The organism is Streptomyces sp. CLV115 (assembly GCF_038448545.1).
Lineage (GTDB): Bacteria > Actinomycetota > Actinomycetes > Streptomycetales > Streptomycetaceae > Streptomyces > Streptomyces sanglieri.
This window is the reverse complement of record NZ_JBCEWQ010000014.1, coordinates 79,269-100,477: the sequence shown is the minus strand read 5'-3', so window position 1 is coordinate 100,477 and position 21,209 is coordinate 79,269. Positions and strand designations below refer to the sequence as shown.

Below are 21,209 nucleotides of genomic sequence, written 5' to 3'. Positions count from 1 at the left end.
CGGACGGGCGGACGGCGGGAGCCGCCGGACGGGCTCGATGCGCCCGTCCGGCGAGGTGTGACCGTGGCGCCGGCCGGCCGCGGGGTCGGTCAGCCGTTCAGGCCGAGGTTGCCGAAGGCCGGGTTGAGCAGGCCGATCACGTCGACCGTGCTGCCGACCACGTCGACGTGCACCGGGACCTGAATCAAGTTGCCGCTGACCACGCCCGGGAGTGGGCCGCGTCGCCGCCGGCGCCCGCGCCGTGTCCGGTGGCGGAGGCGGCGCCCGCGCCGGCGGCGACGATCCCACCGGCGATCACGGTGACGGCAGCGGCCTGCTTCAGGATCCTCCTGGCGTGGCAGCGGCCGACCGCCGCAGCACCCCGGAGAACGCCCCGGGGCCGAACAGGTTGCGCCGTCCGGGTGACACACACCCGGCAGTATGAATCTCAGCCCGGAGGAAGACGGTCCGCGCCCGGACGAAGACGGTCCGCTCCGGCGCAGGTCAGCCCGCCGCCCCGTGTCGCACCGCCCACAGGGCCGCCTGGGTCCGGTCCGAGAGGTCGAGCTTCATCAGGATGTTCGAGACGTGTGTCTTGACGGTCTTCTCGGAGAGGACCAGCGCTCGCGCGATCTCGCGGTTGGAGCGGCCGTCGGCGATCAGTCCGAGCACCTCCCGCTCCCGTTCGGTGAGGGTGCTCCCCCGGCCCGTGCCGCTGCCCGAGTCCTCCTGGGCGAGCAGGGCCCCCGCGACCTCCGGCTGGAGCAGGACGTGGCCCGCGTACACCGAGCGGATCGCACCGGCCAGGGCGTCCGGGTCGACGTCCTTGTACACGTAACCGGAGGCTCCGGCGCGCAGCGCGGGGACCACGGTGCGCTGCTCGGTGAAGCTGGTGACGATGAGGACCTTGGCCGGGCTCTCCAGCTCACGGAGCCTGCGCAGCGCCTCGATGCCGTCGGTGCCGGGCATCTTGATGTCCATCAGGACGACATCGGGGCGGAGCTCCTCGGTCCTGGCCACTCCTTCGGCACCGTCGGCCGCCTCGCCGACCACCTCTATGTCGTCCTGGATCTCCAGGAACGTCCGCAGGCCGCGGCGGACCACCTGGTGGTCGTCGACCAGCAGCACCCTGATGATCTTGTCAGGCACCGGGTACCTCCATCTCGATCGTGGTGCCCCTGCCGGGCGCCGATTCAACGTTGAGCCTTCCGCCGACGCCGTTCGCACGGTCCCGCATGGACACCAGGCCCAGGTGCCTGCCCGCCTGCCGGATCGCCGCGGGTTCGAAGCCGCTGCCGTCGTCGGTGATCCGCAGCAGTGTGCCGCTGCCGTGCCGGGCCAGTGTGACCTCGACGTGCTCCGCCCCGGAGTGGCGCAGTGCGTTGTGCAGGGCCTCCTGGGAGACCCTCAGCAACGCCTCTTCGTGGGCGGCCGGCAGGGCCCGGGTGCCCAGGCTCTCGAAGGTGACCCGGGCGGTGTGGGCCCGGTCCAGGACCTGGATCTGGGTACGGAGGGTGGCGACCAGGCCGTCCTCGTCGAGCGCGGCGGGGCGCAGCTCGACGACGGCGGCGCGCAGCTCGTCCACGGCTTCCGCGGCGAGCGCGGCAACCTGCTGGAGCTCACCCTTGGCGCGGGCCGGGTCGCGGTCCACCAGGGCGGCGGCGGCCTGGGCCGTCAGCCGCAGCGAGAAGAGCTTCTGGCTCACCGCGTCGTGCAGCTCGTGGGCGAGCCGGGACCGCTCCTCGGCGATGGTGAGCTCGCGGCTGCGTTCGTAGAGCCGGGCGTTGGTGAGGGCGATCGCCGCGTGCTGGGCGAGGATGGCCAGCAGTTCCTCGTCCTCGGCGGTGAAGCCGCAGCTGCCCTCGGGCTTGGGGCAGCGCTTGTTGGCGAGGAAGAGCGCGCCGATGACCTCCTCGCCGTCCCTGATGGGCAGGCCGAGGAAGTCGGACATGTCGGGGTGGGCGGCGGGCCAGCCCTCGAAGCGGGGGTCCTTGCGGACATCGGCGAGCCGCTCGGGCTTCGCCTCGTGGAGCATCGAGGCGAGGATGCCGTGCTGTCTGGGCAGCGGGCCGATGGCCTTCCACTGCTCGTCGCTGACACCGTCGACGACGAACTGGGCGAAGCCGCCGTGGTCGTCTGGGACGCCCAGGGCGGCGTACTCGGCGTCCAGCAGCTCGCGGGCCGAGACGACGATCTTCTTCAGGACGTCGCGCACTTCGAGATGCCGGCTCATGGCGAGCAGCGCGGCGCTCACGGCGGCGAGACCCGACGACGGGCGATGGCTCATGGCCTCACCGTACCGGCGGGGTTCGAACGCCGTATCGGCCTGTGGACGGCCGCCGGTTAGGGCGCAGGGACTAGGTCCCTCCGCCAGTTCGCGAGAACCGCCTCCCCTCAGGGACGGCCTTCCTCCAGGACCGGCCTCCTGTACGGGAACGGCCCCGCACACAAGGGATGCGGGGCCGTCAGATACCCCACACACCCCGGAATCTCACACTCCGGATTGCTGGAGCAACGGTTTGTGAGGTTGCCACCCGCCCGGTGTGAGGCCGCGCATAGGACCCACGTCACTTACGAAGTCTGCTAGTGGACACATAAGCGCCACATCAATGGTTATGAGCGCGGGCCGACACGTTCGAGCGGAGCCCCGGTCCACTACCCGGGTTCGTACGTCACACCTTTGCCACCAGATTTTGCGGGCGCTAAGAATTGCTCTCGTCCCCGACGGAGATGCGCGAACGCCTCCCGTCTTCGTCCTCCGTGAGGACTCCCGCTATTCGAAGAGGTGCGTCTGCATGTCCGTGTCCAGCATCCCCGGCCGTCGTCGTCGCCTGAACAAGACCCAGAAGCTCTCCGTCGCGGGAATCTCCGCCATGGCCGTCGCCGCACTCTCGTTCTCGCTCGTCCCCGCCAACGCCGACCCCAAGCCCGAGGCCGAGACCCCCGTGTCCGCCGCCCCCGTGGTCCTCGCGTCGGCCGCCGGTACTCCGCAGGCCAAGGCCGTGCAGGCCAGCATCATCGAGCAGCACTCCACCGCCGAGAAGCTGGTGAAGGCCGCCGACCTCGCCAGGGCCAAGAAGGCCGCCGCCGCGAAGGCCAAGGCCGCCAAGGCCGCCGAGGCCGCCGAGGTCAAGGCCCGGGCCGCCGCGAAGGCCAAGGCCGAGGCCGCCGCCAAGGTGAGGGCGAAGGCCGTCGCCGCCGAGCGCACCGCGCCGCAGGCCGCCAGCCGCTCCGAGGCCCGTACCCCGGTGTACGCGAACAACCTGGACGGCTGGATCAACCAGGCCCTGGACATCATGCGGGCGAACGGCATCCCCGGCTCGTACAACGGTCTGCACCGCAACATCATGCGCGAGTCGACCGGCAACCCGAACGCGGTCAACGGCTGGGACATCAACGCCCAGAACGGCACCCCGTCCTGCGGCCTGCTCCAGGTCATCCAGCCGACGTTCAACGCGTACCACGTCCCGGGCACCTCGTCGAACATCTACGACCCGGTCGCCAACATCACCGCCGCGGCCAACTACGCGGCCGACAAGTACGGCTCGATCGACAACGTCAACAGCGCCTACTGACCGGCACCGCGGATCGCCGGACGGCATCCGCACACGCCGAAGGGCGGCACCCCGCGTGGGGTGCCGCCCTTCGGCGGTCGTGTGCCGGGCCCGCGCTACTTGCGCATGACCTCCGGCTCGTGGCGGCGCAGCAGTCGCGCGACCACGACGCCGCAGATGATGCCGAGCAGCAGCAGCACCGAGATGTTGATCCCCCACTGAGTGGCCGAGTGCTCCCACAGCGGGTCGAGATCGGTCGGGTTCTTCGGATCCCACGGCGCCATGAGGTGCGAGAGGTCGAGCGTCGTGCCCGCGCCCGCGATGGCCCAGCGGGACGGCATCAGCCAGGCGAACTGCTCCAGGCCCGGCGAGCCGAACACCTGGAAGAGGATGCCGGTGAAGACGACCTGGACGATCGCGAACATGACCAGCAGCGGCATGGTCTTCTCGGCGGTCTTCACCAGCGAGGAGATCACCAGGCCGAACATCATCGAGGTGAAGCCGAGCACGATGATCGTCAGGCAGAGCTCGACGGCCGGCGGCATGATCAGGCCCTCGGCCGGCAGCTCGCGGGTGGCGAAGCCGATGCCGCAGATGATGACGCCCTGGAAGGCGGTGATCACGCCGAGGACGATCACCTTCGACATCAGATAGGCGGAGCGGGAGAGGCCGGTGGCCCGTTCCCGTTCGTAGATGACGCGTTCCTTGATCAGTTCTCGTACGGAGTTGGCCGCGCCGGAGAAGCACATGCCGACCGCGAGGATCAGCATGATCGTTCCGGCCGCTCCGTTGAACCGGGACGGCGGCTTCGGCGGGGCCAGGCCGAAGTCGGCCGGGATGACCACGCTGACGACGCCGAGCACCGCGGGCAGGATCACCATCAGACCCATGAAGCCCTTGTCGGACGCGATCACCGAGACGTAGCGGCGCATCAGGGTCCACAGCTGGGCCGACCAGCTCTGCGGCTTCGGCGGGCGCATCTGCTGCGGGGGCGGCATGTGTACGGACTGTGCGGCGACGGCGTCGATGTCCGCGGCGTACATCTGGTAGTGCTGCGATCCGCGCCAGCGGCCCGACCAGTCGTAGTCGCGGTAGTTCTCGAACGCGGAGAAGACGTCGGCCCAGGTGGTGTAGCCGAAGAAGTTGAGCGCTTCCTCCGGCGGGCCGAAGTAGGCGACGGACCCGCCCGGCGCCATGACCAGCAGCTTGTCGCAGATCGCCAGCTCGGCGACGGAGTGCGTGACGACCAGGACGGTGCGGCCGTCGTCCGCCAGACCGCGCAGCAACTGCATGACGTCGCGGTCCATGCCCGGGTCGAGGCCGGAGGTCGGCTCGTCCAGGAATATCAGCGACGGCTTGGTGAGCAGCTCAAGGGCGACGGAGACGCGCTTGCGCTGACCGCCGGAGAGCGAGGTGACCTTCTTGTCCTTGTGGATGTCGAGCTTGAGCTCGGCGAGGACTTCGAGGATCCGGGCCTGGCGCTCGGCCTCGGTGGTGTCCGCGGGGAAGCGGAGCTTGGCCGCGTACTTGAGCGCCTTGGTGACGGTGAGTTCCTTGTGCAGGATGTCGTCCTGCGGGACCAGACCGATGCGCTGGCGCAGTTCGGCGAACTGCTTGTACAGGTTCCGGTTGTCGTAGAGCACGTCGCCCTGGTTGGCGGGCCGGTAGCCGGTGAGCGCCTTGAGCAGGGTGGACTTGCCGGAGCCGGACGGGCCGATGACCGCGACGAGCGACTTCTCCGGGACGCCGAAGGAGACGTCCTTGAGGATCTGCTTCCCGCCGTCGACCGTCACCGTGAGGTGGCGGGCGGAGAAGGAGACCTCACCGGTGTCGACGAACTCTTCGAGCCGGTCGCCGACCAGGCGGAAGGTCGAGTGGCCGACACCGACGATGTCGTTCGGCCCGATCAGCGCGGAGCCCGACTTCTGCAGCGGCTGACCGTTGACGTACGTGCCGTTGTGGGATCCGAGGTCACGGATCTCGAAGCGGCCGTCGGGGGTCGCGTGGAATTCGGCGTGGTGGCGGGAGACCTGGAGGTCGGAGACGACCAGTTCGTTCTCCAGCGCACGACCGATGCGCATGACGCGACCGAGGTCCAGCTGGTGGAACGTGGTCGGGCTGCGGTCTCCGTACACCGGCGGAGCCCCCGCGGCTCCGCCCGTGCCGGGCGGGTTCGCCACGCCCTGCTGCTGCGGGACCTGCGGTTGCACGGGCTGCTGCGGCGGCACTCCCTGGGGTGCCTGCTGCGGCCAGCCCTGCTGCGGCTGCTGCGGCTGGTGCGGGGCGGGGGCCTGCCGGCCGGGCCAGCCGGCGCCGCCCTGCTGGGGCTGCTGGACCGGTGCCTGCTGGGCACCCGCGCCCTGTCCGCTGTACGCGTCGGCACCCGCCGCGGCGGTGAGGCTCAGCCGCGGGCCGTCAGTGGCATTGCCCAGGTGCACGACCGAGCCGGGGCCGATCTCCAGTTGCTGGATCCGGTTGCCCTGCGCATAGGTTCCGTTGGTGCTGCCGTGGTCCTCGATGAACCAATTCCGGCCTCCCCAGCTGATCGTGGCGTGCCGCCACGACACTCTGGCGTCGTCGATCGTCAGGTCGCCCTGCGGATCGCGACCCAGGGTGTACGACCTGGACGGATCGAGCGTCCAGGTCCTGCCATTCAATTCCAGTACGAGTTCCGGCACTCCGCGCCCCACTAGTTGTCCCCCGAGTTACCCCCATCGCAGGGAGTCTAGGGATGCTGAACATCGTGGGGAACTATTCCAGGAGCGGTCCCCGATACGAAAGTCGAGCAGCCCGAAGACCCTGCCTGGACCTGCATCGTTACGGTGCCGACACGAACCGCGGAAGCGGCGCGCGGCCAAAGGGAACAGGGCACGGCAAGCGACCCGAGTGCGCATGAATCACCGGTTTCCGGAACATCCCGGTCACCCCGCGCCCGTGGTCCCGCAGCCCTGCCGGACACCGGCCGGATCCGGGCGCGCGCGGTCCGTCACCACGCGCGGGCGCCGGGCGGGTGTGGGTGTCCGACGCGCTGTCCGGTCCTCGGGACGGGCCGCCGGAGCGCCGGGGCGGACCGATACGGTGGAAGCACCATGAGCGCATCTCAGCCACCTCGGTCCTCCTCGTCTCCTGAGTCCCCTGAGTCCCGTTCCGAGCCCCCCGGGTCCTCTCGGGGCGCCGGCACCCCCACCCTTCTCGTGAAGATCTTCGGGAAGGACCGCCCCGGTATCACCGCCGGGCTCTTCGACACCCTCGCCGCCTACTCGGTCGACGTCGTCGACATCGAGCAGGTCGTCACCCGTGGCCGCATCGTCCTGTGCGCGCTGGTCACCGCCCCGACCGCGGGCGGCACCACCGAGGGCGATCTGCGGGCGACCGTGCACAGCTGGGCCGATTCGCTGAAGCTCCAGGCCGAGATCATCTCCGGTACCGGTGACAACCGGCCGCGTGGTGACGGGCGTTCCCATGTGACGGTGCTCGGGCACCCGCTGACCGCGGAGTCGACCGCCGCCATAGCGGCCACGATCACCTCCACCGGCGGCAACATCGACCGCATCTTCCGGCTCGCGAAGTATCCGGTCACGGCGGTCGAGTTCGCCGTGTCCGGCACCGCCACCGAGGAACTGCGCACCGCACTGGCGACGGAGTCCGCCGGCATCGGCGTCGATGTCGCGGTGGTGTCGGCCGGTCTGAGCCGCCGGGCACAGCGCCTGGTGGTCATGGACGTCGACTCGACACTCATCCAGGACGAGGTCATCGAGCTCTTCGCCGCCCACGCGGGCTGCGAGGACAAGGTCGCCGAGGTGACCGAGCAGGCGATGCGCGGCGAGCTCGATTTCGAGCAGTCGCTGCACGCGCGGGTGGCGCTGCTGGCCGGGCTCGACGTGTCGGTGGTGGACAAGGTGCGTGCCGAGGTGCGACTGACGCCGGGCGCGCGCACCCTGATCCGTACGCTGAAGCGGCTCGGCTATCAAGTCGGTGTGGTCTCGGGCGGGTTCACCCAGGTCACCGACGATCTGAAGGAACGGCTCGGGCTCGACTTCGCCTCTGCCAACACGCTGGAAGTGGTCGACGGAAAGCTCACCGGCCGGGTCGTCGGCGACATCGTCGACCGGGCCGGCAAGGCCCGGCTGCTGCGCAGCTTCGCCGAGCAGGCCGGGGTGCCGCTGGCGCAGACCGTCGCGATCGGTGACGGTGCCAACGACCTGGACATGCTGAACACCGCCGGGCTCGGGGTGGCCTTCAACGCCAAGCCGGTGGTCCGCGAGGCCGCGCACACCGCGGTGAACGTGCCGTTCCTGGACACCGTGCTGTATCTGCTCGGCATCACCCGCGAGGAGGTCGAGGCCGCCGACGGCCTCGTCGACTGACGCGTTCGCACAGCGTCGACCGACGCGACTCACGCGTTCGCACAGATGTGTCGCAGGCCCCCGGCGCTACTCGCGCCGGGGCCCTGCGACGTACGGGAACGAGGTCAGTCGTTGGGCGTCCAGTACTCGACCAGCTTGCCCACTCCGTGTTCCACGCCCTTCCAGGAGCCGGTGAACTCGACGACGGCGAACGCCGCGGTGGGGAAGCCGCCGCGGGTCATCCGGGACAGTGCGTCGCCCTCGGACGACTCCGAGAGGGCGTCGGCGACCGCGTGCATACCGGGGTTGTGGCCGATGACCAGGAGGTTGTGCACATCGTCGGGGGTCTCGTTGATCAGCGCGATCAGCTCACCGAGGGATGCCTCGTACAGCCGGTCCTCGTACACGGTCCTGGGGCGCTGCGGCATCTCGTGGACGGCCAGCTTCCACGTCTCGCGGGTCCGGGCCGCGGTGGAGCAGAGGGCCAGCTCGGGGGCGATCCCGGAGTCGACGAGTTTGCGGCCCGCGACGGGGGCATCCTTGCGGCCGCGCTCCGCGAGCGGTCGCTCGTGGTCGGAGTCCTGCGACCATTCCGCCTTTGCATGCCTGAGAAGGACGATCCTGCGAGGTGTATCGACGCTCATACACCTCAGCTTCGCATGAAATGTGCCGCCCGGCGCAGGGTGTTGGCGGGCTTCCGCGGGGTGCGCGGACGACGTCAGCCGGTCACCAGGGCCGTGATTCGCGCGAGCAACCGGCTGATCGCCGGGTCGGCGGTCGCGGCCTGCGCCTCGCCGGATCCCATGATCAGCAGCAGAAGTGCGGCGAACGCGATCGCGGGCAGCGCGATGGCCCACCAGGGCAGCCGGACCTCGACGCTTCCGGTGGCCGGGTGGGTGGTCGGGGTGTGCGTTCGGGCCGGCATGTCCGCCTCCGCGGGTCTTCGGTGCTGATACCGAAAACCTACGGACTCGGGGCGGCCTGCCCCATCCGGCGGTCCACCCACTTCACCCTGACCCTGGCCCCCTAGGGGACACGGGGGCCAGCCCCACCATCGGCGGCCGTACGGCCCGAAGGACGCGTACGGCCGGGGGTGCGCATGGCCGGTGGCCGTACTGCTCAAGGAGATGCGTACGGCTCATGGGGCACGTACGGCTCAGGGGGACGCGATCGAGGCGATCACTGCGACGATCACGGTGATCAGCAGCATCGCCCCGAGCACCATGAGGAACTTCTTCTGACCGTTCTGGGGATTCGGGTCGAGCACAGGAGACATGGGCTCAGTCTCGCACTTCAGCATTCGTCCTCGATGGTCCGGTCCCGCCCGGCGAGGATTCCGACCGCCATCTGCGGCACCATGAGGCCCGCCATCAGTGCGATCGGCAGTTCCCAGCCGCCGCTGTGCTGGTAGAGCACACCGATCAGCAGCGGTCCCGGGATCGAGATCAGATAGCCGACGGACTGCGCGAACGCGGACAGCCGGACCACTCCGGCCCCGCTGCGGGACCGCATGCCGATCATGGTCAGGGCGAGCGGGAAGGAGCAGTTCGAGATGCCCAGCAGCAGCGCCCAGGCCCAGGCGCCGCCGGCCGGTGCGAGGTAGAGGCCCGCGTAGCCGAGGAGGCCGCAGCTGCCGAGGAAGACGACGATCGCGCCCTGGTTCTTCATCCGGGTCGCGACCCGGGGGATGACGAAGGCGAGCGGCACGCCCATCGCCATGGTCACGGCGAGCAGCACACCCGCCGTGCCGGCCGAGACCCCGGCGTCGCGGAAGATCTGCGGCATCCATCCCATGGTGATGTACGCGGCGGTGGCCTGCAGCCCGAAGAAGCAGGCGAGGGCCCAGGCGGTACGGCTGCGGGTGATCCGCAGGGCGGGGGCGTCCGGCTGCTGGGCGGCCTGCTTCCCCGGGGCACCGCCGCGGTCCCGTACCAGCGGGATCCAGGGCAGGATCGCGGCGGCGGCGAGCACGGCCCAGACCCCGAGCCCGAGCCGCCAGCTGCCGCCCATCGCACTGGTCATGGGCACGGTCACGGCGGCGGCCAGCGAGGTGCCGAGGGCCAGGGCCATCGAGTAGAGCCCGGTCATGGAGCCGACCCGGTCCGGGAACCAGCGCTTGACGATCACCGGCATCAGGACGTTGCTGACGGCGATGCCCATGAGGGCGAGGGCGCTCGCGGCGAGGAAGCCGGCCGTCCCGCCGACGAGCGGCCGGATCACCAGACCGGCGGTGATGGCGGTCATGCCGGCGCAGACGACCGCGCCCGGGCCGAAGCGGCGGGCGAGGCGCGGCGCCATGATGCCGAAGACCGCGAAGCAGAGCGGCGGTACGGAGGTCAGGACACCGGCGACGCTGCCGCTCATGTGCAGCCCGTCGCGCACCTCTTCGAGGAGGGCGCCGAGGCTGGTGATGGCGGGGCGGAGGTTGAGCGCGGTGAGGACCAGCCCGACGACGACCAGCCGGAGCATCCAGGGGGCGGCCCCGTCGGCGGCCGGTGTTGTCCGGGAGGCCGGCGGGGTCCGCACGGCCGTGGCTGTCCGCGCGGCCGTGGATTTCGTGGGGTCGTCCACCGTGGTGGCGGGGGTCAAGGTCCGGGTCTGGGGCCGGGTCTCGTCGTCGGGCATGAGGCCCATCATAGAATCATGGGATGATTGATTGTCCAATCGTTCTGGAGCCACCCCGGTAACGGGCCGCTCTGAGACGATTCGCGGCAGGCGGAGCAACGTTCCCGCCGTCCCCGCAGCCCCCGTCCGCCACCCAAGCAACCCGACCAAGGAGCACCATGACGCTGACGTCTCCGCGGCGTTCGGCCCTCGCCGACCAGGTGATCGCCCAGTTGAGGAACCAGATCACCTCGGGCGAGTGGCCCGTGGGTTCGCGCATTCCCACCGAGCCCGAGCTGGTGGAGCAGCTGGGGGTGGCCCGCAACACCGTGCGCGAGGCCGTGCGCGCCCTCGCGCACAACGGCCTGCTCGACATCCGGCAGGGCTCGGGCACCTATGTCGTGGCCACCAGCGAGCTGGCCGGGGTGATGCACCGCCGTTTCGCCTCCGCCGATCCCCGCCATGTCGCCGAGCTGCGCTCCACCCTGGAGTCCTCGGCGGCGAGGCTGGCGGCCGCCCGGCGCACCGAGCGGGATCTCAAGCAGCTGGACGCGCTGATGGCGCGCCGGGAGGAGACCTGGGCCGAGGGTGACGCCGAGGCGTTCGTCGCGGCGGACGCGACGCTGCACCTGGCCGTGGTCGCCGCCTCGCACAACGACGTACTGACCGGTCTCTACGCCGACCTGGGCGATCTGCTGCGCGACTATCTCCGCGGCGACATCGGTCATGAGCTGCGGCCGGAGAACCACATGGACCACGGCAGGCTGGTCGAGGCGATCCGGGCGGGGGACGGGGAGGCGGCGGCGGCCGAGGCCGCGAGCCATGCGTTGAGCTGTCTGGTGGACCGGGTATAGGCCCCTCGTCCGGGTCATGCCGGGTTCGCGTGCCCCGGTGCCGGGCCGCTGCGAGGTCTCAGGCCGTCGACGGGTCACGCACCTGGTGCGTGACCCAGACGGCGCCGACTTCCTTCCAGCAGCGGTCGTCGATCCGTACGGTCCGGCCGGGGGCCACGTCGACCGGGGCGGCGTCGGCGTCTATGTCCCACCAGCGGCGGCACTCGGTGTGCAGCTGTACCCGGTCGGTGGAGGGGTACGGGTTGTGGCAGTACGTGACGACCCGGGAGCCCCGGACCGACGTACGGCATTCGGCTCCGGCGGGGTCGGGAGGAGCGGCGGGGGCGGACGCCCCGGCCCCCATCCGCCCCGCCACGGATATCCCCACCGGGGCGGCGAGTCCGGCGACGGCTATGGAGGCCGCCAGCAGGGCGCAGGTCCGGCGACGTGTGGCGCGCACGGCGACCTCCTCCCCGCAGCCTGACCCGAAGTCCGGTTCACCACATTCTGCGGTGGATCGACCATCTTTTCGACTTGAGCGGGCCGGAGCCGGGCCCGGACGCACCGGAGCCGCGCACCACCTGCTCGGAGGTGGTACGCGGCCCGGTCCGTGCCTGTCCCGCGGGGTCAGGCACCCATCATGTGCACGCCACCGTCGACGTGGATGATCTCGCCCGTGGTCTTCGGGAAGAAGTCCGAGAGCAGCGCGACGATGCCGCGGCCGGCCGGCTCCGGGTCCGTCATGTCCCAGGAGAGCGGGGAGCGGGTGTTCCACACGTCCGCGAGCTCGGTGAAGCCGGGGATGGACTTCGCGGCCATGGACTTGAGCGGTCCGGCCGAGACCAGGTTGCAGCGGATGTCGTCCTTGCCCAGGTCACGGGCGAGGTAGCGGGAGGTGGCCTCCAGCGCGGCCTTGGCCGGGCCCATCCAGTCGTACTGCGGCCAGGCGAACTGCGCGTCGAAGGTGAGGCCGACGATCGAGCCGCCGTCGTTCATCAGCGGCTTGCAGGCCATGGCGAGCGACTTCAGCGAGAACGCCGAGACGTGCATCGCGGTGGCGACGGACTCGAACGGGGTGTTGAGGAAGTTGCCGCCGAGCGCGTCCTGCGGCGCGAAGCCGATGGAGTGGACGACGCCGTCGAGCGAACCGAGCTCGTCCCGGACCAGGCCCTCCAGCCGGTCCAGGTGCTCGGTGTTGGTCACGTCCAGCTCGATGACCTTGGCCGGCTTCGGCAGCTTCCTGGCGATGCGCTCCGTGAGCGTGGGGCGGGGGAAGGCGGTCAGGATGACTTCGGCACCCTGCTCCTGGGCCACCTTGGCGGCGTGGAAAGCGATGGACGACTCCATCAGCACACCCGTGATGAGGATGCGCTTGCCGTCGAGAATTCCGCTCATGGTGATCAGTGACCCATGCCCAATCCGCCGTCAACGGGGATGACGGCTCCAGTGATGTACGACGCGTCGTCGGAGGCGAGGAAGCGCACCGCGGCGGCGATCTCCTCGGGCTGCGCGTAGCGGCCGAGCGGCACCTGGGACACGATGCCCTTGCGCTGCTCCTCGGTGAGCACCTGCGTCATGTCGGTGTCGACGAAACCGGGCGCGACGACGTTGAAAGTGATGTTCCGCGAACCGAGTTCACGGGCCAGCGACCGGGCGAAGCCGACCAGACCCGCCTTGGACGCGGCGTAGTTCGCCTGCCCGGCCGAGCCGAGCAGTCCGACGACGGAGGAGATGAGGACGACGCGGCCCTTCTTGGCGCGCAGCATGCCGCGGTTGGCGCGCTTGACGACCCGGAAGGTGCCGGTGAGGTTGGTGTCGACGACAGACGTGAAGTCGTCCTCGGACATCCGCATCAGCAACTGGTCCTTGGTGATACCGGCGTTGGCGACCAGCACCTCGACGGGACCGTGCTTCTCCTCGATCTCCTTGTAGGCCTGCTCCACCTGTTCGGCGTCCGTGATGTCGCAACGGACCGCCAGGCAGCCCGCCTCGATGAGTTCCCGGGGCGGCTCGCCGGAGCGGTGGGTGATCGCGACCTTGTCGCCGTTGTCGGCGAAAGCGCGGGCGATGGCGAGGCCGATGCCCCGGTTTCCTCCGGTGACGAGAACCGAGCGGCTCAACGGATCACCCTTTCCCTAGCGGTCTGGTACATCGAAAACCTATCGGTACCCGGTGCTCCACGAGGAATCGGCCCCTGACAGCGCCTCCCCCCGGGCACTGTGGGGTTCCTACAGAGGGACGCCGGCCGGGCCGCGCCGTGTCCGGACCGGCGGCGGACGGCCTCCGGGATCCCCGGTGGGGGCACCGTCCGGCGTGATTCACTTCCGTGGTGCATCGAGAAGGGAATTTCCTGTGCCCCACGAGGTAGATCAGTCATTCCTGGCCCTGCCGCTGCGGGCCCTCGCCGACGCGGCGCTCGCCCGCGCGCGTGCGCTGGGTGCCGCGCACGCGGATTTCCGTCTGGAGCGGGTGCGCAGCGCGTCCTGGCGGCTGCGCGACGCCCGGCCTTCCGGGTCCTCGGACACCACCGATCTGGGCTACGCGGTGCGGGTGGTGCACGGCGGGGCGTGGGGGTTCGCGTCCGGCGTGGACCTGACGATGGACGCCGCGGCGAAGGTGGCCTCGCAGGCCGTCGCCATGGCGAAGCTGTCGGCGAAGGTGATCGCGGCGGCCGGCTCGGACGAGAGGGTCGAGCTGGCGGACGAGCCGGTGCACGGCGAGCGGACCTGGGTCTCGGCGTACGGCATCGACCCCTTCGACGTACCGGCCGAGGAGAAGGCGGGGCTGCTCGCCGAGTGGAGCGGTCGGCTGCTGGGCGCCGAGGGCGTCGCGCATGTGGACGCCTCGCTGATGACCGTCCACGAGAACAAGTTCTACGCGGACACGGCGGGCACCGTCACCACCCAGCAGCGGGTGCGGCTGCATCCGCAGCTCACCGCGGTGGCCGTGGACGGGACGACCGGTGAGTTCGACTCGATGCGGACGACCGCCCCGCCGGTGGGCCGCGGCTGGGAGTACCTGACCGGGACCGGCTGGGACTGGGACGACGAACTGGCCCGGATCCCCGGGCTGCTGGCCGAGAAGATGCGGGCGCCGAGCGTCGAGGCGGGCACGTACGACCTGGTCGTCGACCCGTCCAACCTCTGGCTGACCATCCACGAGTCGATCGGGCACGCCACCGAGCTGGACCGGGCGCTGGGCTACGAGGCGGCGTACGCCGGGACCTCGTTCGCCACCTTCGACCAGTTGGGGAAGCTGACGTACGGCTCCCCCGTGATGAACGTGACCGGTGACCGCACGGCCGAGCACGGGCTCGCGACCATCGGGTACGACGACGAGGGCGTCGAGGCGCAGTCCTGGGACCTGGTCAAGGACGGGACGCTGGTCGGGTACCAGCTGGACCGGCGGATGGCGAAGCTGACCGGGCTGGGCCGTTCCAACGGCTGCGCGTTCGCGGACTCGCCCGGCCATGTCCCCGTCCAGCGGATGGCCAATGTGTCACTGCGGCCGGACCCGGGCGGGCTGTCCACGGAGGACCTGATCGGCGGGGTGGAGCGCGGGATCTACGTGGTCGGCGACCGGTCCTGGTCGATCGACATGCAGCGCTACAACTTCCAGTTCACCGGTCAGCGTGCGTACCGGATCCGCAACGGCCGCCTCGCGGAGCAGGTCCGCGACTTCGCGTACCAGGGGGTCACACCCGAGTTCTGGGGGTCCATGGAGGCCGTGGGCGGACCCTCCACGTACGTGCTGGGAGGGGCCTTCAACTGCGGCAAGGCCCAGCCGGGGCAGATCGCCGCCGTCTCCCACGGATGCCCCACGGCACTGTTCCGGGGCGTGAACATCCTGAACACGACGAACGAGTCGGGGCGCGACTGACGACGCGCCCGCCGGGTCCGGGAGCTGCCGACCGGTTCGTGGGGGGCCCGCGGGCCCCGCACGACCGCTCCCCCGCGGCCGCTCGCCGCAGCCTCGGAAACACCGGGTTGCGGCGGCGTATCACGGCGTATCGTCGGGGACGAAAATTTCCGTGGTGACTGTTCGGGGGACGTCGATGAGTGGTGGACCGGGTCCATGGGGACCGTACGGCGGTGGACCGCAGCCAGGGGGAGGACAGCCCGGGTGGCCGCCCCGGCCGCAGGGCCCGGGAGTGCCGCCGCAGGGCCGGCCGCCGAACGGGGGGCCGCAGCCGGGGTGGGCCCCTGCCCGGCCCGGGTCCGCAACCGGGGTGGGGTCCGCAGCCCGGACCGTCGCGGCCGCCGTCGCGGATGCGGCGGGCGTTCCGGCTGCTCAACCCGATCGCGGCCGGGCGCCAGGTGTGCAAGCCGTCGCGGCCGGACCGGGTGGACGATCCGGCGGTGAAGCGGATCCAGGTCCTGCGCATGGTGGTCGGTCTCGCCGCGATGGTGTGGATCCTGGTGTCGTACCGGATCACCTCGGACGCCAAGTCCCTGGCCTATCAGCGGTTCGACCAGATCCTGACGTCCGCGACCCTGCTGGCGGCCACGTTGCCGGTCGCCGTCGGCGCGTTCGTCCTCGCGAGCCGCTCGCACACCCGGCGCCTGTATCTGCGACGGGCGCTGAAGCCGCTCGGGGCGCTGCTGGCGCTGGCCGGCACGATTCTGTACTTCGTGCTGATCACCTCCGGCGCGCTGACCGGCGGCCCCTTCGGGCAGATGCCCGAGAAGCCGTCCACGGCCGACTACATGCACCTCATGTACGAATTCTTCCTCATCCTCGTGATGCTGTGGGCGTTCGTGTTCGTGGTCTACGGTGCCGGCCTGGCGCTGGTGCACGTGTTCCGCACCGCGGACATCCACGAGGTGCTGCCCCCGGTCATCGCGATCGTGCTGGTCTGGGAGCTCGCGGTCGCGGACCTGTTCTCGAACACCTTCGACGGTGTTCCCGCACTGGTGCGGGGCGCGGCGGTCTTCGGCGGTCCGCTGTCGGTCACCGCGGTGAGCCTCTGGGAACTGCGGCGCCTCAGGACCCGGCACGGGCTCACCCTGCGTCGGGCGCTGGGCCGCTGACCCGGTCGACAACCGGGTGGCGGGGCCGGACCGCTGGATAGTGTGTGTGATCTCAATACGACGCAGGAGGCCGGACGATGAGCCGCGACAGCAAGCCGCACGAGATCGTCGAGCGGGCGCTCGAACTGTCCACCGCCGACGGCTGTGTGGTCATCGCCGACGAGGAGTCGTCCGCGAACCTGCGCTGGGCCGGCAACGCGCTCACCACGAACGGGGTGACGCGGGGGCGGACCCTGACCGTCATCGCGACCGTCGACGGGGCACAGGGCACCGCGTCCGGTGTGGTGTCCCGGTCCGCGGTCACCGCCGACGACCTGGAGCCGCTGGTGCGGGCCGCCGAGGCCGCCGCGCGGGGAGCCGGTCCGGCGGAGGACGCGCAGCCCCTGGTCACCGGGGTGCCCGCGTCTCCGGACTTCACGGACGCACCGGCCGAGACGGACTCGGACGTCTTCGCGGAGTTCGCCCCGGCGCTCGGCGACGCCTTCGCCCGCGCGCGCTCCGGCGGCCGTGAGCTGTACGGCTTCGCCCACCACGAGCTGACCTCGACGTACCTCGGTACGTCGACGGGGCTGCGGCTGCGCCACGACCAGCCGACCGGGAAGCTGGAGCTCAACGCGAAGTCCCCCGACCGCACCCGTTCGTCCTGGGCGGGCCGCTCGACGCGCGACTTCAAGGACGTCGACCCGGCCGGGCTGGACGCCGAACTGGCGCAGCGGCTGCGCTGGGCCGAGCGCCGCATCGCGCTGCCCGCCGGGCGGTACGAGACACTGCTGCCGCCTTCCTCCGTCGCCGACCTGCTGATCTACCAGCTGTGGTCGTCGGCCGCGCGGGACGCCGCGGAGGGCCGGACGGTGTTCTCCGCGCCGGGTGGCGGGACCAGGCTCGGCGAGACGCTCTCCGGACTGCCGCTGACGCTGAGCAGCGATCCGTACGCGTCCGGCCTGGAGGCCGCGCCGTTCGTGATCGCCCACGCGTCCGGGGACAGCTCCTCGGTCTTCGACAACGGACTGCCGCTGGCCCGGACCGACTGGATCCGGGACGGCCGGCTGGAGCATCTGACGACCACCCGGCACACGGCGGGGCTGACCGGGCAGCCGGTCGCACCGGCCGTCGACAACCTGGTGCTGGAGGCCGGCGGTGAGCGGTCCCTGGACGAGATGGTGGCCGCGACGACCGGGCGCGGGCTGCTGCTGACCTGCATGTGGTACATCCGGGAGGTCGACCCGGCGACGCTGCTGCTGACCGGGCTGACCCGCGACGGGGTGTATCTCGTCGAGGACGGCGAGGTCGTCGGCGAGGTGAACAACTTCCGGTTCAACGAGTCGCCGGTGGACCTGCTGTCACGGGCCACGGAGGCGGGCCGTACGGAGAAGACGCTGCCACGCGAGTGGAGCGACTGGTTCACCCGGGCCGCGATGCCCGCGCTGCGCGTCCCGGACTTCAACATGAGCTCGGTGAGCCCGGGCGTCTGACCCGCCTAGACTGGGCGGGAAAACTTCTTTCCCCCATTCATCATGAGGAGCACCGGAACCGTGACGGACATCGTCGACGAGCTGAAGTGGCGCGGGCTGTTCGCCCAGTCCACTGACGAGGACGCACTGCGCAAGGCTCTCGCGGACGGTCCCGTCACCTTCTATTGCGGCTACGACCCCACCGCGGCCAGTCTGCACGTCGGCCATCTGGTGCAGGTGCTCACCATGCGCCGGCTCCAGCAGGCCGGTCTGCGGCCGCTCGCCCTGGTGGGCGGGGCCACCGGTCAGATCGGGGATCCGCGGCCGACCGCGGAGCGCACGCTGAACGATCCGGAGACGATCGCCGGCTGGGTGACGCGGCTGCGGTCCCAGATCGAGCCGTTCCTGTCCTTCGAGGGCGAGAACGCGGCGGTCATGGTGAACAACCTGGACTGGACCTCGGGCATGTCCGCGATCGAGTTCCTCCGGGACATCGGCAAGCACTTCCGGGTCAACAAGATGCTGACCAAGGAGTCCATCGCCCGGCGGCTGGAGTCCGACGAGGGCATCAGCTACACGGAGTTCAGCTACCAGCTGCTCCAGAGCATGGACTTCCTGGAGCTGTACCGGCGCTACGGCTGCACCCTCCAGCAGGGCGGCAGCGACCAGTGGGGCAACCTCACCGCGGGTCTCGACCTGATCCACCGTCTGGAGCCGGGCGCCGAGGTGCACGCGCTGGCGACGCCGCTGATGACGAAGGCGGACGGGACCAAGTTCGGCAAGTCCGAGAGCGGGGCCGTCTGGCTGGACCCGACGATGACGACGCCGTACGCGTTCTACCAGTTCTGGCTGAACGTGGACGACCGGGACATCTCGCGGTACATGCGCGTCCTCAGCTTCCTCAGCCCCGCGGAGCTGGAGGAGCTGGAGAAGGTCACCGAGGAGCGTCCGCAGGCCCGGACGGCGCAGCGCGCGCTGGCCGAGGAGCTGACGACGCTGGTGCACGGTGCGGATCAGTGCGCCGCGGTCATCGCCGCGTCGAAGGCGCTCTTCGGTCAGGGTGAGCTCGGCGAGCTGGACGAGGCGACGCTGAGCGCCGCTCTGTCCGAGGTGCCGCACGCGCGGGTCACCGAGCTGGGCCCGCTGGTGGACCTCCTGGTGGAGGTCGGCCTGGCGCCGAGCAAGTCGGGCGCCCGCCGCACGGTGAAGGAGGGCGGTGCGTACGTGAACAACGTCAAGGTCACGGACGGTGAGAGCGCACCGGCCCGCGAGGAACTGCTGCACGGGCGCTGGCTGGTGCTGCGCCGGGGCAAGAAGAACCTCGCGGCCGTCGAGGTCACCGGCTGATCCCGGACCGCGTCGACACTGCGGCCGGACACGCGTGACGCGTGTCCGGCCGCAGTTCTCCGTGTGCCCGGTGTTTCAGGTCTCCCGGTGCTTCACGTCTTCTGTCTGGTGCCGCGGATCGAGGCCCACAGCATGTCGCCGACGCCGACGACCACCACCGCGCCGATCAGCTGGAGCAGATGGCGGATCCAGTCGATGCCCTTGGTGTCGTTGACTCCGATCCAGGTGGCGACGGCGTTGCCGAGGACGCTGCCGATGATGCCGAAAATGATCGTCAGCCAGAGTGGGATGTTCTGTTTGCCGGGCAGGATCGCCTTCGCGATCAGACCGAGCACCAGGCCCACGATGATTGCCCACAACCAGCCCATGTCGCCTCCTCGTGCGACGCGATGTCGCGCATGTGCGCCCAGTCTCGGCCCGGGAGCCGTGCCCCGCATGCCGGAGGGGCCGTACGTGGGGCGCGGATACCGATATGTACGAACACAGTGCGCCCCGGTCTCGAAGCCCCGGGCCGCCGGGCGTACCGTGGTTCGCGGTCCGGTCCGGGGAGCGTCCGGTGCGGGAACGATGTGTCCCCCGGCCCGCGAGGCACCGGGGGAAGGGTGATGGAGACGTGATGCGGAAGCAGAGCGACGGTGAGGTCTTCCGGATCACGGGGGCCCGGCAGGGGCTCGCGGACGATGTACGCGGCAGACAGCGGCGCTATGTGATCTCGATGTCCGTGCGGACGGTCGCGGTGATCCTGGCCGCGGTGCTGTGGAACGTGGAGCGGTACGTCGCGATCGTGGCGCTCGCGCTCGGGGTGCTGCTTCCGTACGTGGCGGTGGTCATCGCCAACGCGGGCCGGGAGAACACCCCTTCGCTGCCCTCCACCTTCGTACCGGCGCCGATGCGGCCGGTGCTCGACGCGGCGCCGGTGGCCGGTGCCGCGGACCCGGGTCCGGAGGGCGACGGGGTGCGGCGCGGCGGGGAATCGGCCTGAACCCGGTCGGGTGCGCACTACACCGTAGGCTCAAGAAAACCTCAGATCAATCATGAAGTTACGGTGCACTGGACCCCGGTCTGCGTGACATACTTCGTAGGCGCTCCGCATCCCCCGTCGGAGCGACGGACCGACGCCGGGCAGCTCCCCCCGTGGCTGCTCGGCGTCGTTTTTTCTCCGCCCGGGAGTGCCCGGGCCGTCCGGTGAGCCCGGCCGGGCCGAGGGCCCGTATCCGCGCTGACCTAGGGTTGAGTCCGTGAACTCCCCTGAAACCGCGGCCGGGAACGCCGCCGCCGCACCGATCTGTTCCGCCAAGGGCTGCCGGGCCGACGCCGTGTGGGTGCTCGCCTGGAACAACCCGAAGCTGCACACCCCGGAGCGCCGCAAGACCTGGCTGGCCTGTGAGGAACACCGGGAGCACCTCTCCTCGTTCCTGGACGTCAGGAGTTTCCTCAAGGAAGTCGTGACCCTGACGGAGTGGGAGTCCCGCGGACCGGGACCGGACGCGCCCTAGGGCCCCAAGCTCAAGAAAAGCTCAGATCAATCGTGAGGTTGCGGTGCAACCCTCCCCGTTGCTCGTGACAGACTTCGTACGCGCTCCGCGTCGTTCCTCGGGGCAGGCTCGCTGACGGACGGGCCGTCAGCGGGGCTGCTGGACGAACGAGGAGGAGCTGTGAGTGATCAATGCGATGTGAAGCCTCGCCGGCGAAGGTGGACCGATGCCGAGAGGTGGCAGGTCTGTCTGGCGATGGCAGGGCTGTTCGTGGCGATCATTGCCGCTGTGGGGCAGTTCATGCAGTAGCGGTCCCCACACACGAGACGGTCGCGACCGGAGCTGCATACGCAGAAGCCCGGTCGACAGTTGGGCGACCGGGCTTGTGAACTGCGCCGGAGGGTCTGGCTCGGGGTGCATCCCGGGCCGGGCCCTTCGTGCCGCTCGGCACCGGGTGAAAGCCGACACCCGGTGATTCGGCACGGAGAAATATATCGCAGACCTGAGCCGTGTCCGTGGAGTCCCGCCTGGATCGCGACGCTCTTTGGGCGTACGACGGAGCTTCACGGACGCTGCCTGAGGGCTGTCCC

Annotated in this window: 20 protein-coding genes and 1 pseudogene; 9 read left to right on the top strand and 12 right to left on the bottom strand. The window is 70.4% G+C overall.

The features are described from left to right. Positions 1-89: 89 nt before the first annotated feature. From AADR41_RS08285 to AADR41_RS08275, 3 genes and pseudogenes are all read right to left on the bottom strand, one after another. Positions 90-325 (bottom strand): annotated as a pseudogene (locus AADR41_RS08285) (chaplin). A gap of 158 nt (positions 326-483) precedes the next feature. Then, positions 484-1,128, bottom strand: coding sequence for a response regulator transcription factor (locus tag AADR41_RS08280; protein WP_342280623.1), 645 nt, complete (start codon positions 1,126-1,128; stop codon positions 484-486). Further along, positions 1,121-2,266 carry a GAF domain-containing sensor histidine kinase gene (locus tag AADR41_RS08275; RefSeq protein ID WP_342280624.1) on the bottom strand — a complete coding sequence of 382 codons (1,146 nt, stop codon included), beginning with the start codon at positions 2,264-2,266 and terminating at the stop codon, positions 1,121-1,123. The genes AADR41_RS08280 and AADR41_RS08275 overlap by 8 nt, the downstream gene beginning before the upstream one ends. 508 nt (positions 2,267-2,774) lie before the next feature. On the opposite strand from AADR41_RS08275, the gene AADR41_RS08270 reads away from it, so the two are divergent. Further along, positions 2,775-3,554 (top strand): transglycosylase SLT domain-containing protein, encoded by a 780-nt coding sequence (locus AADR41_RS08270; RefSeq protein ID WP_342280625.1) that lies wholly within the window; start codon positions 2,775-2,777, stop codon positions 3,552-3,554. A gap of 95 nt (positions 3,555-3,649) precedes the next feature. Here the strand turns inward: AADR41_RS08270 and AADR41_RS08265 are convergent, their stop codons facing one another. Next, positions 3,650-6,223, bottom strand: coding sequence for an ABC transporter ATP-binding protein/permease (locus AADR41_RS08265; protein ID WP_342280626.1), 2,574 nt, complete (start codon positions 6,221-6,223; stop codon positions 3,650-3,652). A gap of 399 nt (positions 6,224-6,622) precedes the next feature. Here AADR41_RS08265 and serB point away from each other — a divergent pair, with 399 nt between their 5' ends. Next, on the top strand, positions 6,623-7,900 hold the full coding sequence (gene serB, locus AADR41_RS08260; RefSeq protein WP_342280627.1) for a phosphoserine phosphatase SerB: 1,278 nt from the start codon (positions 6,623-6,625) through the stop codon (positions 7,898-7,900). A gap of 104 nt (positions 7,901-8,004) precedes the next feature. Here the strand turns inward: serB and AADR41_RS08255 are convergent, their stop codons facing one another. The 4 genes from AADR41_RS08255 to AADR41_RS08240 form a co-directional block, all read right to left on the bottom strand. Continuing rightward, positions 8,005-8,523: a SixA phosphatase family protein gene (locus AADR41_RS08255; RefSeq protein ID WP_342280628.1), complete on the bottom strand. Its 519-nt coding sequence runs from the start codon at positions 8,521-8,523 to the stop codon at positions 8,005-8,007. Between the two features lie 74 nt (positions 8,524-8,597). Further along, positions 8,598-8,804, bottom strand: a complete 207-nt coding sequence (locus tag AADR41_RS08250; RefSeq protein WP_342280629.1) for a hypothetical protein — start codon at positions 8,802-8,804, stop codon at positions 8,598-8,600. 231 nt (positions 8,805-9,035) lie between these two features. Continuing rightward, a complete protein-coding gene (locus AADR41_RS08245) occupies positions 9,036-9,146 on the bottom strand; it encodes an SGM_5486 family transporter-associated protein (protein WP_342280666.1) in 111 nt (36 codons plus the stop codon). A gap of 26 nt (positions 9,147-9,172) precedes the next feature. Continuing rightward, on the bottom strand, positions 9,173-10,504 hold the full coding sequence (locus AADR41_RS08240; RefSeq protein WP_342280630.1) for a CynX/NimT family MFS transporter: 1,332 nt from the start codon (positions 10,502-10,504) through the stop codon (positions 9,173-9,175). 158 nt (positions 10,505-10,662) lie between these two features. Between AADR41_RS08240 and AADR41_RS08235 the strand changes: the two genes are divergently transcribed. Beyond that, the gene (locus tag AADR41_RS08235) at positions 10,663-11,337 is read left to right on the top strand and encodes a FadR/GntR family transcriptional regulator (RefSeq protein WP_342280631.1); all 675 of its coding nucleotides are present in this window, start codon (positions 10,663-10,665) and stop codon (positions 11,335-11,337) included. Between the two features lie 58 nt (positions 11,338-11,395). On the opposite strand, the gene AADR41_RS08230 is transcribed toward AADR41_RS08235, so the two are convergent. The 3 genes from AADR41_RS08230 to fabG form a co-directional block, all read right to left on the bottom strand. After that, positions 11,396-11,776, bottom strand: a complete 381-nt coding sequence (locus AADR41_RS08230; RefSeq protein ID WP_342280632.1) for a hypothetical protein — start codon at positions 11,774-11,776, stop codon at positions 11,396-11,398. A gap of 167 nt (positions 11,777-11,943) precedes the next feature. Further along, positions 11,944-12,711 (bottom strand): enoyl-ACP reductase FabI, encoded by a 768-nt coding sequence (gene fabI / locus AADR41_RS08225; RefSeq protein WP_342280633.1) that lies wholly within the window; start codon positions 12,709-12,711, stop codon positions 11,944-11,946. Positions 12,712-12,716: 5 nt separating this feature from the next. Beyond that, entirely contained in the window at positions 12,717-13,436 is a 720-nt protein-coding gene (gene fabG, locus AADR41_RS08220) for a 3-oxoacyl-[acyl-carrier-protein] reductase (protein WP_342280634.1), read from the bottom strand. A gap of 232 nt (positions 13,437-13,668) precedes the next feature. Here fabG and AADR41_RS08215 point away from each other — a divergent pair, with 232 nt between their 5' ends. The 4 genes from AADR41_RS08215 to tyrS all read left to right on the top strand — a co-directional run bounded on the left by AADR41_RS08215 (position 13,669) and on the right by tyrS (position 19,144). Beyond that, on the top strand, positions 13,669-15,195 hold the full coding sequence (locus AADR41_RS08215; protein ID WP_342280635.1) for a TldD/PmbA family protein: 1,527 nt from the start codon (positions 13,669-13,671) through the stop codon (positions 15,193-15,195). Positions 15,196-15,584: 389 nt separating this feature from the next. Further along, positions 15,585-16,346: a hypothetical protein gene (locus AADR41_RS08210; protein WP_342280636.1), complete on the top strand. Its 762-nt coding sequence runs from the start codon at positions 15,585-15,587 to the stop codon at positions 16,344-16,346. Between the two features lie 77 nt (positions 16,347-16,423). Beyond that, complete coding sequence (locus tag AADR41_RS08205; protein ID WP_342280637.1) at positions 16,424-17,818, top strand: metallopeptidase TldD-related protein; 1,395 nt, start codon at positions 16,424-16,426, stop codon at positions 17,816-17,818. Positions 17,819-17,878: 60 nt separating this feature from the next. Next, positions 17,879-19,144: a tyrosine--tRNA ligase gene (gene tyrS, locus AADR41_RS08200; RefSeq protein ID WP_342280638.1), complete on the top strand. Its 1,266-nt coding sequence runs from the start codon at positions 17,879-17,881 to the stop codon at positions 19,142-19,144. Positions 19,145-19,236: 92 nt separating this feature from the next. Here the strand turns inward: tyrS and AADR41_RS08195 are convergent, their stop codons facing one another. Beyond that, entirely contained in the window at positions 19,237-19,512 is a 276-nt protein-coding gene (locus tag AADR41_RS08195) for a GlsB/YeaQ/YmgE family stress response membrane protein (protein WP_266916786.1), read from the bottom strand. Positions 19,513-19,760: 248 nt separating this feature from the next. On the opposite strand from AADR41_RS08195, the gene AADR41_RS08190 reads away from it, so the two are divergent. Both AADR41_RS08190 and AADR41_RS08185 read left to right on the top strand, forming a co-directional pair. After that, entirely contained in the window at positions 19,761-20,126 is a 366-nt protein-coding gene (locus AADR41_RS08190) for a DUF3099 domain-containing protein (RefSeq protein WP_342280639.1), read from the top strand. A 256-nt stretch (positions 20,127-20,382) separates the two neighbouring features. After that, complete coding sequence (locus tag AADR41_RS08185) at positions 20,383-20,640, top strand: hypothetical protein (RefSeq protein ID WP_342280640.1); 258 nt, start codon at positions 20,383-20,385, stop codon at positions 20,638-20,640. Positions 20,641-21,209: the final 569 nt, after the last annotated feature.

Excerpts from the sequence above, each read along its gene's own strand:
- AADR41_RS08275 (WP_342280624.1), bottom strand. The coding sequence starts at position 2,266 with ATGAGCCATCGCCCGTCGTCGGGTCTCGCCGCCGTGAGCGCCGCGCTG.
- AADR41_RS08205 (WP_342280637.1), top strand. The coding sequence starts at position 16,424 with ATGAGCCGCGACAGCAAGCCGCACGAGATCGTCGAGCGGGCGCTCGAA.
- AADR41_RS08270 (WP_342280625.1), top strand. The coding sequence starts at position 2,775 with ATGTCCGTGTCCAGCATCCCCGGCCGTCGTCGTCGCCTGAACAAGACC.
- AADR41_RS08210 (WP_342280636.1), top strand. The coding sequence starts at position 15,585 with ATGCGGCGGGCGTTCCGGCTGCTCAACCCGATCGCGGCCGGGCGCCAG.
- AADR41_RS08190 (WP_342280639.1), top strand. The coding sequence starts at position 19,761 with ATGCGGAAGCAGAGCGACGGTGAGGTCTTCCGGATCACGGGGGCCCGG.
- AADR41_RS08250 (WP_342280629.1), bottom strand. The coding sequence starts at position 8,804 with ATGCCGGCCCGAACGCACACCCCGACCACCCACCCGGCCACCGGAAGC.
- AADR41_RS08255 (WP_342280628.1), bottom strand. The coding sequence starts at position 8,523 with ATGAGCGTCGATACACCTCGCAGGATCGTCCTTCTCAGGCATGCAAAG.
- AADR41_RS08240 (WP_342280630.1), bottom strand. The coding sequence starts at position 10,504 with ATGCCCGACGACGAGACCCGGCCCCAGACCCGGACCTTGACCCCCGCC.
- fabI (WP_342280633.1), bottom strand. The coding sequence starts at position 12,711 with ATGAGCGGAATTCTCGACGGCAAGCGCATCCTCATCACGGGTGTGCTG.
- AADR41_RS08195 (WP_266916786.1), bottom strand. The coding sequence starts at position 19,512 with ATGGGCTGGTTGTGGGCAATCATCGTGGGCCTGGTGCTCGGTCTGATC.
- AADR41_RS08235 (WP_342280631.1), top strand. The coding sequence starts at position 10,663 with ATGACGCTGACGTCTCCGCGGCGTTCGGCCCTCGCCGACCAGGTGATC.
- serB (WP_342280627.1), top strand. The coding sequence starts at position 6,623 with ATGAGCGCATCTCAGCCACCTCGGTCCTCCTCGTCTCCTGAGTCCCCT.